This window comes from Sphingomonas sp. (genome assembly GCF_031380695.1).
Lineage (GTDB): Bacteria > Pseudomonadota > Alphaproteobacteria > Sphingomonadales > Sphingomonadaceae > Sphingomicrobium.
Genome location: NZ_JANMWY010000299.1, coordinates 1 through 12,768 on the forward strand (window position 1 = coordinate 1; position 12,768 = coordinate 12,768).

15 protein-coding genes are annotated in these 12,768 nt (G+C 69.0%); 3 read left to right on the forward strand and 12 right to left on the reverse strand.

Annotation, left to right across the window (positions count from 1 at the left end; translation table 11 throughout):
• From RMN84_RS10755 to purT, 3 genes are all read right to left on the reverse strand, one after another.
• Nucleotides 1-405, reverse strand: a 405-nt coding sequence (locus tag RMN84_RS10755; protein WP_309612169.1) for a bifunctional ornithine acetyltransferase/N-acetylglutamate synthase, incomplete at its 3' end; no start/stop codon positions are given.
• Nucleotides 402-1,409, reverse strand: a complete 1,008-nt coding sequence (gene argC, locus RMN84_RS10760; RefSeq protein WP_309612170.1) for an N-acetyl-gamma-glutamyl-phosphate reductase — start codon at nt 1,407-1,409, stop codon at nt 402-404. The genes argC and RMN84_RS10755, both read right to left, overlap by 4 nt.
• Before the next feature lie 27 nt (nt 1,410-1,436).
• Nucleotides 1,437-2,609, reverse strand: a complete 1,173-nt coding sequence (purT, locus tag RMN84_RS10765) for a formate-dependent phosphoribosylglycinamide formyltransferase (protein ID WP_309612171.1) — start codon at nt 2,607-2,609, stop codon at nt 1,437-1,439.
• A gap of 54 nt (nt 2,610-2,663) precedes the next feature.
• Between purT and RMN84_RS10770 the strand changes: the two genes are divergently transcribed.
• On the forward strand, nt 2,664-3,527 hold the full coding sequence (locus RMN84_RS10770) for a peptidylprolyl isomerase (RefSeq protein WP_309612172.1): 864 nt from the start codon (nt 2,664-2,666) through the stop codon (nt 3,525-3,527).
• Between the two features lie 3 nt (nt 3,528-3,530).
• On the opposite strand, the gene RMN84_RS10775 is transcribed toward RMN84_RS10770, so the two are convergent.
• The 3 genes from RMN84_RS10775 to RMN84_RS10785 all read right to left on the reverse strand — a co-directional run bounded on the left by RMN84_RS10775 (nt 3,531) and on the right by RMN84_RS10785 (nt 7,019).
• Nucleotides 3,531-3,785 (reverse strand): hypothetical protein, encoded by a 255-nt coding sequence (locus RMN84_RS10775; RefSeq protein WP_309612173.1) that lies wholly within the window; start codon nt 3,783-3,785, stop codon nt 3,531-3,533.
• Nucleotides 3,786-3,861: 76 nt separating this feature from the next.
• On the reverse strand, nt 3,862-6,339 hold the full coding sequence (locus RMN84_RS10780) for an FtsX-like permease family protein (protein WP_309612174.1): 2,478 nt from the start codon (nt 6,337-6,339) through the stop codon (nt 3,862-3,864).
• Nucleotides 6,336-7,019 carry an ABC transporter ATP-binding protein gene (locus tag RMN84_RS10785; protein WP_309612175.1) on the reverse strand — a complete coding sequence of 228 codons (684 nt, stop codon included), beginning with the start codon at nt 7,017-7,019 and terminating at the stop codon, nt 6,336-6,338. The genes RMN84_RS10780 and RMN84_RS10785 overlap by 4 nt, the downstream gene beginning before the upstream one ends.
• A 53-nt stretch (nt 7,020-7,072) precedes the next feature.
• On the opposite strand from RMN84_RS10785, the gene RMN84_RS10790 reads away from it, so the two are divergent.
• A complete protein-coding gene (locus RMN84_RS10790) occupies nt 7,073-7,696 on the forward strand; it encodes an arylesterase (RefSeq protein ID WP_309612176.1) in 624 nt (207 codons plus the stop codon).
• Here RMN84_RS10790 and RMN84_RS10795 read toward each other — a convergent pair.
• Complete coding sequence (locus RMN84_RS10795; protein ID WP_309612177.1) at nt 7,693-8,010, reverse strand: PilZ domain-containing protein; 318 nt, start codon at nt 8,008-8,010, stop codon at nt 7,693-7,695. The genes RMN84_RS10790 and RMN84_RS10795 overlap by 4 nt on opposite strands.
• The gene (locus tag RMN84_RS10800) at nt 8,010-8,315 is read right to left on the reverse strand and encodes a PilZ domain-containing protein (protein ID WP_309612178.1); all 306 of its coding nucleotides are present in this window, start codon (nt 8,313-8,315) and stop codon (nt 8,010-8,012) included. The genes RMN84_RS10795 and RMN84_RS10800 overlap by 1 nt, the downstream gene beginning before the upstream one ends.
• Nucleotides 8,316-8,536: 221 nt before the next feature.
• Between RMN84_RS10800 and RMN84_RS10805 the strand changes: the two genes are divergently transcribed.
• On the forward strand, nt 8,537-9,940 hold the full coding sequence (locus tag RMN84_RS10805; RefSeq protein ID WP_309612179.1) for a L,D-transpeptidase family protein: 1,404 nt from the start codon (nt 8,537-8,539) through the stop codon (nt 9,938-9,940).
• A gap of 57 nt (nt 9,941-9,997) precedes the next feature.
• Here the strand turns inward: RMN84_RS10805 and RMN84_RS10810 are convergent, their stop codons facing one another.
• The 4 genes from RMN84_RS10810 to RMN84_RS10825 all read right to left on the reverse strand — a co-directional run.
• A complete protein-coding gene (locus tag RMN84_RS10810; RefSeq protein ID WP_309612180.1) occupies nt 9,998-10,645 on the reverse strand; it encodes a DUF2182 domain-containing protein in 648 nt (215 codons plus the stop codon).
• Between the two features lie 115 nt (nt 10,646-10,760).
• Nucleotides 10,761-11,393, reverse strand: a complete 633-nt coding sequence (locus tag RMN84_RS10815) for a DUF1326 domain-containing protein (protein WP_309612181.1) — start codon at nt 11,391-11,393, stop codon at nt 10,761-10,763.
• 104 nt (nt 11,394-11,497) lie between these two features.
• Nucleotides 11,498-12,103, reverse strand: a complete 606-nt coding sequence (locus tag RMN84_RS10820) for an ABC-type transport auxiliary lipoprotein family protein (RefSeq protein WP_309612182.1) — start codon at nt 12,101-12,103, stop codon at nt 11,498-11,500.
• Nucleotides 12,103-12,768: MCE family protein (locus tag RMN84_RS10825; protein ID WP_309612183.1), on the reverse strand; the 666-nt coding region annotated here is incomplete at its 5' end. The genes RMN84_RS10825 and RMN84_RS10820, both read right to left, overlap by 1 nt.

Genomic DNA, 12,768 nt, shown 5'->3' on the forward strand with positions numbered 1-12,768 from the left:
CGACAACCGCTGGCCCAGCCGCGGCGCGGCATCGGTCAGCCTGTCGATCGGAAGCGCGATCCCGATCAGCCCGGTCGAGCAGACCAGCATGTCGCCCGGATCGCAGCCCACTCCGGCGGCGGCGGCGGCGCACATCGCCTCGGCATCGGCCCGGCCCGGATCGCCGGTGCCGGCATTGGCATTGCCCGAATTGACGATTACCCCCGCGGCGCGACCGCCGTTGGCGGCGAGCCGGTCGCGGCAGGCGTCGACCGGGGGGGCGGTGAACTTGTTGCGCGTGAAGACCGCGACGCAGGGGACCGGCTGGCCGTCGTCGGTGGCGATCAGGGCGAGGTCGGGCTTGGCGGGCTTGATCCCGGCGTGCATGCCCGACGCGACGAAGCCTTCGGCGGCGGTGATGCTCATGGATATATTCCACAGTTGGCGAGCCCTGCCCCCTCGTCGAGGCCGAGCATTAGGTTGGCGCACTGGATCATCTGGCCGGCGGCGCCCTTGCCGAGATTGTCGATCGCAGCGATGGCGACGATCCGCCCGGTGCGGTCGTCGTGGCGCGCGGCGACGAAGGCGGCGTTGCTGCCGCTGGCCCATTTGGTCTCGGGCGGGACGGTGCCGACATGGACGAAGGGTTCGTCGGCATAGGCGTCGCGCAATGCGACGAGCGGATCGCCGCTGCCGGTCGCGGTAGCATAGCAGGTGGCGAGGATGCCGCGGCTCATTGGTGCGAGATGCGGGGTGAACAACGGCTCGCCGCCGAGCATCAGCTTCATTTCGGCGGTGTGGCGGTGGCCGAGCAGGCCGTAGGCGCGCAGCGACCCCTCGACCGCGCAATAATGGGTGCCGGCATTGGCCGCCCGACCGGCGCCGGACACGCCCGAGGCGGCGTCGATGATCAGCCCGTCGCGAGAGGCAAGGCCGGCGTCGATCAGCGGGCGCAGGGCGAGGGTCGCGGCGGTCGGGTAGCAGCCGGGGGCGGCGACGTAGTGCGCGGCGCGGATCGCCTCGCGGTGGAACTCGGGCAGGCCATAGACGAACTCGCCGAGCAGGTCGGGGCGAGTGTGGGACTCGCCGTACCAACGCTCATATTCGTCTGCGCTGTCGAGGCGGAAGTCGGCACCGAGATCGACGATTTTGGCGCCGCACGCGAGGAAATCGTCGGCCAATTTCTGCGTTTCGCCATGAGGGAGCGCGGCGAAGACGAGGTCCGCTCCGGCCAGTGCGCCGGGCGCGTAGGCGGCGAAGGTCCGGCCCGGATAGGCGAGCGCGAGATGGGGATGGACCGCCTCGACCAGCTGGCCCGCGTTCGACGAGGCGAACAATGATCCGGCCTGGATCCCCGGGTGGGCGGCGAGGAGGCGGAGGAGTTCGCCGCCGACATAGCCGGAGGCGCCGAGGATGGCAGCGCAGGTCATTTGCGCTTTATGCAGGATTTTGCATAATTATGCAAGGTAGTGGATGCGGACCTTTGCGGCGGCTGCTTTCGCCATCGTGACGGCCTGCTCGACCGTCTCGCCCCGCGCCAGCGCAACGCCCATCCGCCGGTTGGGCAGCGCCTCCGGCTTGGCGAACAGGCGCAGGTCGACCGGCGCGCCCGCGCGGCCGAGCGCGAGCGCCTCGCCGACACCCTCATAGGCGAATCTTCTGCTCGCCCGGTCGGCGAGGATCACCGCCGACGCCGCCGGGCCGGCCAGCGTGATCGCCGGGATCGGCAGGCCGAGGATCGCGCGCAGGTGCAGCTCGAACTCGTTGGGCGACTGGCCGATCAGCGTGACCATGCCGGTATCGTGCGGGCGCGGGCTGAGTTCGGAGAAAATCGCTCGGTCCCCGGCGAGGAAAAACTCGACCCCGAACAGGCCGTATCCGCCGAGCGCGCCGACGACTTTCGCGGCTTGCTCCTGCGCCGAGGCGAGCAGCGTAGCGCTCATCGCGGCGGGTTGCCAGCTTTCGCGATAATCGCCCTTTTCCTGGCGGTGACCGATCGGCGGGCAGAACAGGATGCCGTCCTTGGTCGCGACGGTCAGCAAGGTGATTTCGCTGTCGAAGGCGATAAACTCCTCGACGATCGCCCGCGCCCGGTCGCCGCGCATGTTGGCGACGGCATAGTCCCACGCGGTGGCAAGTTCGTCGGGCGTCTGCGCAACGCTCTGGCCCTTGCCCGACGAGGACATCACCGGCTTGACGACGCAGGGGAAGCCGACCGTGGCACCCGCCGCAACGGCCTGCGCGCGGCTTTCGACGAAGACGTAGCGCGAGGTGGTGAGGCCGAGTTCCTTCGCAGCGAAATCGCGGATGCCGTCGCGGTTCATGGTCAGCTGCACGGCCTTCGCGGAGGGGACGACTTGCCAGCCCTCGCGCTCCAGATCGGCGAGCGTAGCGGTGTCGATCGCCTCGATCTCGGGCACGATATGATCGGGGCGGTGCTTCTCGACCGCCCAGCGCAGGGCGCCGCCGTCGAGCATCGAAAAGGTTTCGCAGGCGTCGGCGACCTGCATTGCCGGGGCGGTGGCGTAGCGGTCGCAGGCGATCACCCGGCAGCCGAGGCGCTTGGCCGCAATGGCGAACTCGCGCCCCAACTCGCCGGAGCCGAGCAGCATGAGAGTGGCAAGGTACATGGTTTGACCCTAGCGCCCTCGCCAGCGGCGCGAAAGTCAGGCTAGAGTGGCGCCATGAAAATGCTGATCATTGCCACGCTCGCAACCGTTGCCCCTGCCCCGAAATATGTGACCCCTACCGACATCGTCGGCAAAGCGCCGGCGTCGGCATGGCGGGCGATCCCGGCGGAGGATTTGCTGGTGGTCGACCTGAAGTCGGGCGCGCGGGTCGTGATCCAGCTCGCGCCGGGCTTCGCCCCGGTCCATGTCGCCAACATCCGCACGCTCGCTCGGGCGAAATGGTGGGACGGCGCGGCGATCTATCGCGTGCAGGATAATTATGTCGTGCAGTGGGGGCACAACGAGGGTCTCAAGCTGCCCGCCGGGATCGTCACCAAGCCGCCGGCCGAATATGACCGCGCGATCGCGGAATTGAAGGTCACGCCGTTCCCGTATCGCGACAGCTATGCCCCGCGCGCCGGGTTCGCCGATGGCTGGCCGGTGGCGGTGCAGGCGGGGCGCGTCAATCTGACCCATTGCTATGGCTACGTCGGCGTCGGTCGCAACCTGTCGCCCGATACCGGGACCGGCGGAGAGCTCTACGCCGTCATCGGCCAGGCGCCGCGCCAGCTCGACCGGGTGATCGCGGTCGTCGGGCGGGTGATCAGCGGGATCGAGGCGATGAGCAGCCTGCCGCGCGGGACCGAGGCGCTGGGTTTCTACAAGGAACGGTCGAGCGAAGTACCGATCGCGTCGGCGCGGCTGGCAGCGGACATGCCGGTGGCTGAGCGGCCGACATATGAGGTGATCGACACGGGCAGCGCGACCTTCGCCGCTTATGTCCGCAAACGCGCGAACCGGCGAGACGATTTCTACATTCGTCCCGCCGGCGGGGTTGAACTCTGCAATGTCCCGGTGCCTGTCAGACTTGCGAAATAGCCTTCAGGCCGCCCATGCCGGCGCATGGCGGTTGCGATGGAGGATGATGGGGGCGCTATGTGCGCGCATGCTGGCTTCGGCCAGTGGCAGCGCGGTCGTGCAGAAAGCGCATTCGGCGGAGATTCGCCCGATGATCCAGTGCGTGCGGCCGCAGCCGGGACAGTGATTGACCTGCTGTTCGCGATAGACGGCATGATAGCCGCGACCGGCGGGATCGTGCGTCATGCGCAGGTCGCTCAGGCTGGGGATCGTCGTCATCGGATGAAGTCCTTCCTGCGCAATTCAACGCCGAAACCTGCCCAAAGTTGCAATGCTGTGACGATTTGGCGGCGGCTTAGAGGGCGCGCAGGGCCGCCGCCGGTCGGGCCGTCAGCGCCGGTATGGCGGCGATGAGCGCGGTGCCGACGGTGACGACGATCGCTCCGATCGCCAGCGCCGCCAGCGGGAGCCAGTCGGGACGAAACGCCAAGTCGAGGCTGGCCCCGAGCAGCAATTTCCCCGCGCCGAGCCCGGTCGCAAACGCGGCGATGGTGACGATCGTCCCGAGCAGCGCGAATTCGACCAGCTGGGTGCCGAGCACGGTGCCTCGCGAGGCCCCGACCAGCTTCAGCAGGACGAGATCACGGGCGCGGGCGCGGCGGGTGGCGACGACTGCGCCGGCGAGGACGACGACGCCGAGCAGCAGCGTTACCCCGGTGGCGATGCGCACTGCCCCGGCGAGCGCGACGAGCAGGCTGCGCAGCTGCGCGATGACATCGGCGACGCGGATCGCGCTGACCATCGGCAGGTCGCTGGCCAGAGTCCGCTCGAGCTGCGCGGTCGAGGCGCCGGCTGGCGGGGAGGCGGTCGCCATCAGGCTGTAGGGCGCCTGTTCGAGCACGCCGGGGGCGAAGATGATCGCGAAGTTGAAGCCCATCGAGCGCCAGTCGATCGCCCTCAATGAGGCAATCTTCGCAGTGATCGGGTGGCCAAGCACGGCGACGGTCATGCTGTCGCCGACACGGAGGTGGAGCGCGGTGGCGGCGTCGGCGTCGAGGCTGATCAGCGGCGGCCCGCGATAATCGGCGGGCCACCATTGCCCGGCGGTCAGGCGATTGCCGGGCGGGAGGGTGCTGGCAAACGTCAGCCCGCGGTCGCCGCGCAGGATCCACGCGCCTTCGGGAATGTCGGTCAAGCTGGCGACGGGGACGCCGTTGATCGCGGTGACCGGACCGCGCAGCGCGGGGACGAGACGGAGGTCGACGCCGGGGGCGGTGCGGGCGGCGAGGGCGCGGAAGCGGGCTTCTTGGGCGGCGGGGAGGTCGATCAGGAACAGCGCCGGGGCGCGCGTCGGGATGTCGTCGTCGATCGTGCGGAGCAGGCTCTGCGCCACCGTCGCCAGCGTGATCAGCAGCGACAGGCCGAGCCCGAGCGCGACCGAGAGGCGCACCGTCGCCGCGCCCGGCCGGTCGAGCGCGGCGATGCCGAGCCGGGTGACCGGGCCGCCGCGATGGCGCAGGCTGCGGGCGGCGCGGCGGATGGCGAGGCCGATGCCGGCAAACAGCGCAGCGAGGATCACGATGGCGGCAAGGCCGCTGGCGGCGACTTTGGGGTCGGTCGCGCTGGCGATGGCGAGTGCAGCGGCGGCGAGCAGGGCGACGAGCGGGACCAGCCAGACGCGGCGCGCGCCCTCCCCGCCGACATCGCCGCGCAACAGGGTCGCCGGGCGGGTGCCGATCGCGGCGGCGAGCGGGCCCCAGGCGGCGGCGAGGGTAACCAGCGTGCCGAACAGCGCCGCCCGGCCCAGCGCCCGCCATTGCGGGGCGGGGTCGAGCGTTATCGGCAGGCTGGCCCCGGCGAGCTGGCCGACCAGGGCGGGAACGAGCGCGCCGAGCGCCAGCCCGGCGAGGACCGCAATCAGCGCGACTGCCGCAACCTCCAGCGCGAGCATCGCTGCGAGCGTCGCGCGCGGGGCACCGAGCAGCTTGAGCGTCGCCACCGTCGTGCGGCGCGATTCGGCGAACGCGGCGGCGGCGCTGGCAATGCCGAGTCCGCCGATCGCCAGCGCGGCGAGGACCACCAGCAGCAGCAATTCGGCAACCCGGTCGATGAACCGGCGCGTGCCCTGCCCGGCGTCATTGCGGTCGGTCGCCGACCAGCCGCCATCGGGAAAGCGTGCCTGGAACGCCTTGCCCGCCGCCTGTGGGTCGGTGCTGGCGGGGAGGAGAATGCGATAGCTGTTGCTGGTCAGGCTACCCGGCTGGACGAGGCCGGTCGCGGCCAGCCCGGCGGGGTCGACCAGCACCGGCGGAGCGAAGGCGAAGCCCGAGATCGACGGCATTTTCTCGACGATCGCGGAGACGGTGAAGTCGGCATAGCCGATGCGCACCGACGCACCGCGCGCGACACCGAGGCGGTCGGCCAGCTCGCGGCCGATGGCGACTTGGCGACCGTGCGGGCGGGTGCCGCCGGGGGCGAGGTCGAGTGTTCCGGCGAGCGGCCAGGCGGGGTCGATGCTGCTGAGTTCGGATAGGCCGATGGCGCCGTTCGGGCCGTTGACCATGGCGCGTAGCGTGGTGCTTTTCGATACCCTCCCGAGCTTGGCCAGCGCGGCGAGTTCCTCGCCAGTGGCCTCGCGCTGGGCCGAACGGACGACGAGATCACCGCCGATGAGGGCGCGGCCGTTGCTAGCGATCGAACCGTCGATCGAGGAGGCGAGGCTGGTGACCGAGGCGATCGCGGCGACGGCGATGGCGAGGCACAGCCACAGCAGGCCGAGCCCGGCCAGCCCGCCGCGCAGGTCGCGCCGGGCGAGGCGCAGGGCCTCGCTCAATTGGGTGTTTCCGGGCGCGTTTGGCCGTCGGCCATCTCGATCCGCCGCCCGGCGCGCGCGGCGACGGCGGCGTCGTGGGTGATGACCAACAGCCCGGCCCCGGCCGCGCTGGCCCGTTCAAACAGCAGCTCGATGATCGCGGCACCATTGGCCGTGTCGAGGTTGCCGGTCGGCTCGTCGGCCAGCAGCAGGCGCGGGCGCGGGGCGGTGGCGCGGGCGATGGCGACGCGCTGCTGCTCGCCGCCCGACAGCTGCGCCGGATAATGGCCGAGACGGTGGCCGAGCCCGACCGCGTCCAGCTCCGCCTTCGCCCGTCCGCGCGCATCGGCGACGCGGGCCAGTTCGAGCGGGACGGCGACATTCTCCAGCGCGGTCATCGTCGGCAGCAGCTGGAATGACTGCAGGATAATGCCGATGTCGCGGCCGCGCATCCGCGCGAGCGCATCCTCGCCGAGCGCGCTGGCGTCCTGCCCGAGCAGGCGGACGGAGCCGCTGGTGGCGCGCTCCAGCCCGGCGACGACGGCCATCAGGCTGCTCTTGCCCGATCCCGAGGGGCCGAGCAGGGCCAATGTCTCGCCCGGGAGGAGGGTCAGCGAGACCCCCTTGAGGATGTCGGTGCGCGCGTCGCCCTGGCCGAGAGTCAGGCGGACGTCGGCGAGGTCGATCAGCGGGTCGGTCATGCGGCAGCCAAGTGGGGATAGCGGGGCGGCGCGACAATGGCTAATCGCGGGGGATGCGCTTTCTCCCCGTCCTGCTGCTCGCCGTCGCCGGGTCAACCGCATCCGCCGCGCCCGTCGCGAAGCCGTTGATCCTAGCATATGGCGATAGCCTCACCGCCGGCTACAACCTCGACCGCGGCCTCGGCTTTGCGCCGCAGCTGCAGGCGACGCTGCGCCGCCACGGAATCGCCGCGACGGTGGCGGACGGCGGGGTCAGCGGGGATACGACCACGGGCGGACGCGCAAGGCTGGGGTGGACGCTCGACGGACTGCCGCGCACGCCCGATCTCGCCATCGTCGAGCTTGGCGGCAACGACATGTTGCGGACGATCGATCCGGCGATTACCCGCGCCAACCTCGACGCGATATTGGCCGAGCTCGACCGCCGCCACATCCCGGTGCTCCTCGCCGGCATGCGCGCCGCGCCCAATCTCGACACCGCCTATCGGGCGAAGTTCGACGCGATCTATCCCGGCCTCGCGAAGGCGCATCGGGCGGCGCTCTACCCCTTCTTCCTCGACGGGGTGGCGGGACAAGCGGGGATGCAGCAGGCCGACGGCGTTCACCCGACCTTCGCCGGGGTCAAGCGCATCGTCACGGGCATCCTGCCGCGCCTATTGGCGGCGCTGGGGCGCTAGAGCAGCTTCACCATTGCCCTCGGCTCGGCGAATTCGGCGCCGAAGCGATGCCCGGCGACCCATTTGACCACCGCATTGCGCCGATCGCGCCCCGGCACCATCAGCCAGATGCGCGAGCCCACTCGATAATCGCCTTCGCTTGTCGCCATGAACCCGGTGTCGGACAGGTTGAGCACGGTCGCCTCACACCCCTCCTCGCCCAGCGGCCGAACGCGCGCGTCGATGCCGACGTCGACTCGTGAGGCGCGGCGGCGCTCACCGGCTTCGACCTCCTCGGCAATGCGCGCCTTGATCGCAGCGAAACTCATCTCCATCAGCCCAGCTCCAGCGGTGTCGAGAAGTTGATGCCGATGCGGCCGTCGCGAACCCAGCGGATTTGCCCCGCCACTTCGCCATGGTCGATCATCTGCAGCGTGATCCGCTCGCCGATATGCGGGATGCGGTCGAACGCGATCATCGCTCCGCCCGGCGAGATATTGCACAGCAGGACCTGTTCGTGCTTGCCGCGCCAGCCGAGCACGGCGCGATCATCCTCAGGCTCGACGCGCTGCTCTCCGCGCTGGTCGAACAATCGCTTGACCCGGCGCGGGATCATCGCGCCACTGAGAGAGAAGCCCATCGTCGTTCCCCACTGGTCGAACCGGCCTAGCCGAGGAGCCTTAACGATTGGTTGGCGCGGCGCGGGCAGCCGCGATAAAGGGCCGCGACTGTGGCCGGGGCGCGACTGGCGAGGGTCATTCATCCTGTGTATGCCCTCGCCGGTGCAGCGGACGAACCGGACGCATCCGGGTCAAAGCGTATGGGCGAGGGTTTCAAATGGCGGTCGGATCGAGTTCACGGATGATGGTCGCGCTGCTCGCGCTGGCCAGTGGCGGCATGGCGCTGGCGCAGGCCAGGGTCGACCCGATCGCCCCCCTGCCTGCGCCGGGCGCGGCCGCGCAGCCCACAATGACGCAACCCGTTACGCCGGGCGCGACCACGCCGCCGCCAGCCGTCGTCCCGCCTCCGCCGCCAATCGTCCTGCCGCCGCCCCTCTGGCCGGTGGCCGATGCGATCGAGCTGAGTCAGGTCATCGCCGCGGTCGGCAGCGAAGGACTGTCGCCCAAGGATTATGCGCCGGGCGAATTGGGGGCGGCGATCCAGTCGGGCGACCCGGCGCGGCTCGCGGTCGCGGCGACCGACAGTTTCAACAGGCTCGCCGCCGATCTCGCCCTTGGCCATGTCCGCGGCGAGGACCGGATCGACTGGCACGTCGTCGACCGCGACCTCGACAGCGACCATCAGCGCAAGCTGCTCGAAGCCGCGCTGGCCGAGCACCGTATCGGCGATGCGTTGCGCGGACTGCTGCCGACCCATCCACAATATGGCGCGCTGAAACTGGCGCTGGCCGAGCCGCGCAATGCCGCGATGGTCAATGTCATCCGCCTGAACATGGACCGCTGGCGCTGGCTGCCGCGCGATTTCGGCGGCCGTTACATCATCGTCAACGTCCCCGCCTACACCGCGACGCTGGTCGAGAACGGCGCGGCGGTGTCACGTCACAAGGCCGTCGCGGGAGCGATCAAGACCCCAACCCCGCAACTGAGTGCGGTGGCGACCGGCGTCATCCTCAATCCGTGGTGGGAAGTGCCGACCAGCATCAGCAAGGACGTCGCCGGCAAGAGCGGATTCGTCGCGGTCAAGGAGGCCAAGACCGGCGCGGTCCAGCGCTGGCGCCAGCCGCCGGGCCCGTCGAACGCGCTCGGCCAGATGAAGTTCGTGATGCCCAATCCGTACGCCATCTACCTCCACGACACCAACGCCAAGAGCCGCTTCAACAGCGAGGTGCGGGCGTTCAGCCACGGCTGCGTGCGGACCGACCAGATCGGCACGCTGGCGCGGCTTCTGCTCGCCGAAGACAATGGCATGTGGGACAGCGCGAAGGTCGACGAGACGCTGGCGTCGAAGAAGACGGTCCAGGCGAGCTTCGCCAGGCCGCTGCCGGTCTACATCGTCTATTTCACCGCCGCCGCGACATTGGACGGGACGATCGTCAATTACGACGATGTCTACCGCCGCGACGGGACCGTGATCGCCGCCCTCCTCGACCAACCGCGCGCCAAGCCCAAGTCGACCGCCCCCGAAGCCAGCCTGGCCACGAGCGCGGCAACCGCGACCGATACCGCCCCGGCGGCAACCTCGGCGCCCAAGTCGAAACCGGCGCCAGTCAAGCCAGTGCCGGACGTGCTGCCGCCGACGCGGTGAGGCTGTGGGCGTGGTTGTCGATCGAACGACCGCTTGACCCGGTTGCGGACACGGACGCTATCGTGTGGCAACCAGTTCAATAGCCACTCGCGTTGCGCCCCATGCGATCAGGGTCAAACCGGCAACTCGTCCCACGAACGGTCCGCGTCGCGACAGCTTTTCCACGGCGACCAGCGCGGCGAGGGCCGCAATCCACATTAGATTCATCACTCCGCCGACGAAGAGGAGCGCCATCAACAGCCAGCAACAGCCCACACAAAAGCCACCGTGGTGCATCCCGAGCCGCAGCGCACCTGACACCCCCGGACGCCAATGACGCGACAGATATTCCGCGGGTGAGCGACAGGCAAAGAGGCAGGCATCTTTCGCGGGCGTGAGCTGATAGACCCCAGCAGCCATAAGCGTGATTCCCGCAGTCCAGGGGGAAGACGCGCGCATGGTCATCGGATCGATTAGGCCGGCCCGCGCGGCCGCAAGCTGGATCGCGGTGGCAATCACTGAAGCGCCGAGCCAGATCAGCATATAGCCGGTCAGGAAGACCCACGAGCTGGCGATCCCGGCGCCGCTTCCGTGCTGGTGCCGGATACGACCGTAGAGCAGCACTGCGGGCGCGGCCGAGGGCAGCATCATCGCCGCCATCATCACCCACCACATCGCGACCAGGATCAGAAGGCTGGTGCCTCGGGCCGGAGCCATTGCGTCCATCCCGAGGCCTGCGCCCGAGGCGGTCCAACCCGAAGCCAAGGCAGTGAGTAGCGCGATCGATGCAACGACCGCAGCGCGCTCATGTTGAACAAGGCGTTCCGCCAGGGGCGTACGGTCAGGCGCGGACGACACCATGACTGTTAAGATGGATGTTCGCGAACTGACCATAGGTATCGCTCAGCTCGAGTGTCATCGGGCCAGTCGTTCGGCTCGACGCGCTGCCGATGTCGGCGACCTCATATTCGAATCCGGCAGGAAGACGGATCTGCGCTCGCGATTCTTCGCCCGTCACCTTGTTACGCAGGGGCTCGCCAGTCATGTCGACATAATTCTCAATCTTCATTCGGCCGCGCCGTCCGTCGATATCAAGCTCAAGCTCGATGTCCGTGAACACGGGCGGGTGCATCGTCTCGATCGTCGAGGCGTATACGGCGAACATCGTGGCAAACGGATCGGTGTCTTGCCCGGTCATGATCTTGAGCAGTGCCTCACGCTGGGCATCATTGGCGCGGCGATCGACGAATGCCAGGGCTTCGCCGTGACCTTCGTGGATGGGCCCCGGCCACTTGAAGATTGCGCCGACGCGCAAGCCATCGAGCCGGGTTTCTCCAAAGTGGCCTTCGTCGACTTGAATGCCGGCAACGGCGTAGCAGTGGCCTTTGTCTGGGAGGCCGTTGAACTGGCAACTGCAGCCATAGTCGCACGAACAGTTGACGAGCTCGCGACCCTTGAATTCCCACGTCGCCATCGCCTGCTCCTGAGTGTCTCGCCCCGGCACCATAGCTTGGATCGGGACGTGGTCAAGGACTGGAGAATGTCCGGCTTCGACCAGAGAAGACGTCGGCGGATCGCCTACCCCCCGTGGCTGCCAATCCACGTTGCGACGTCTGCCGCGACCTTGTTGGCGGCGCGGTTGAGGGCCGGGCCGACGCTGTCCTTGGTGCCGTCGGACGGCTCCTTTGCTTCGAACCGGCGGGTCTCGACGCGGTTGCCGCCACTGGTCGAAAGGGCCGCGTCATAGCGGACGACGACCGCGCCCTCCGCAGCGTCAAAGCCGAAGCGGTCGAGCAGGCCGGTGACCTTAATCCCCGGGTCGAGCGACGACTGGTGCGGGTCGAGGACGACGCGATTGGTGGTGCGCTTGAGCGTTTCGGACAGGAGTTGCTGGAACAGCCGCTCGGGCATGTCGACCCATTGCGCATCCTTGATATAGGCGATCGCGGTGTCACCGGTCTGCGCGGGAACACGGAGCGATTTCAGCGACTTGGGCGTGACCGGCACGTCGATCGTGACCGTCTCCCCGCTGTTGGCCGAGCGCGCCATGTCGGTAGGCGGCGGCGCGGCCGGGGCCAGGGTCAGTAGAGTGGCGGGCACCTTGCCGCCGCCGAAGCAGCCGGCGAGCGCCAGCGCGGCGGCGAGGGGAAGGAGCAGGCGTGGACGGAGCGAACGGGCGCGCATCAGCGGGACTTTCCAGGCTTGTAGTCGGGCAGTTTCGGCGACCCCAGCGAGCCGCCGATGCCGTTCTGGTTCAATCGTTCGGAGAAGCCCTGCAGCGAGCCCGACAGGTCGCGCAAGTCGTGGACCAGGCGATTGGCCTCGGGCAGGGTCGACTTGGTGAAATTGTTTAGGCCCGGCTTGGCCTCCGACACGACCGAATCGAGGTTGTCGGCGGCCTTCTGGACCGAGGCGATCGCCTTACGCAAATCCTCCGCGGCAGGCTTGCCCTGCTCGTTGACAAGGCGAGTGGTGCTGTCGGCGAGGATACCGACCCGCTGCGCCGCAAGCCCGGCATTCTTCGCCGCGACCTGCGCCTCGCCGATCGCATTGGCGAGGTCGGGCGAGCGGTCGGCGAGCACCTTGCTCGTCCGGTCGAGATTATCGAGGATGTCGGCGATCGAATTCTGGTTCTTGTCGCTGAGCAATTCGGTCAGCCGTTCGGTCAACCGCTGGATGCGGTCGAGCAGTTCCGGCGCCGAGTTGAGCAGCGCGCCGAGCCCGCCCGAGCCCGACGGGATGACCGGGCAGCCCTGCGGACCGGCCTGGTCGATCGCCTTGCCGCCCTTGACCGCGCCGTCAAGCGAGATTTCGCTGGCACCGGTGAAGCCGACGCCCTTGATCTGGGC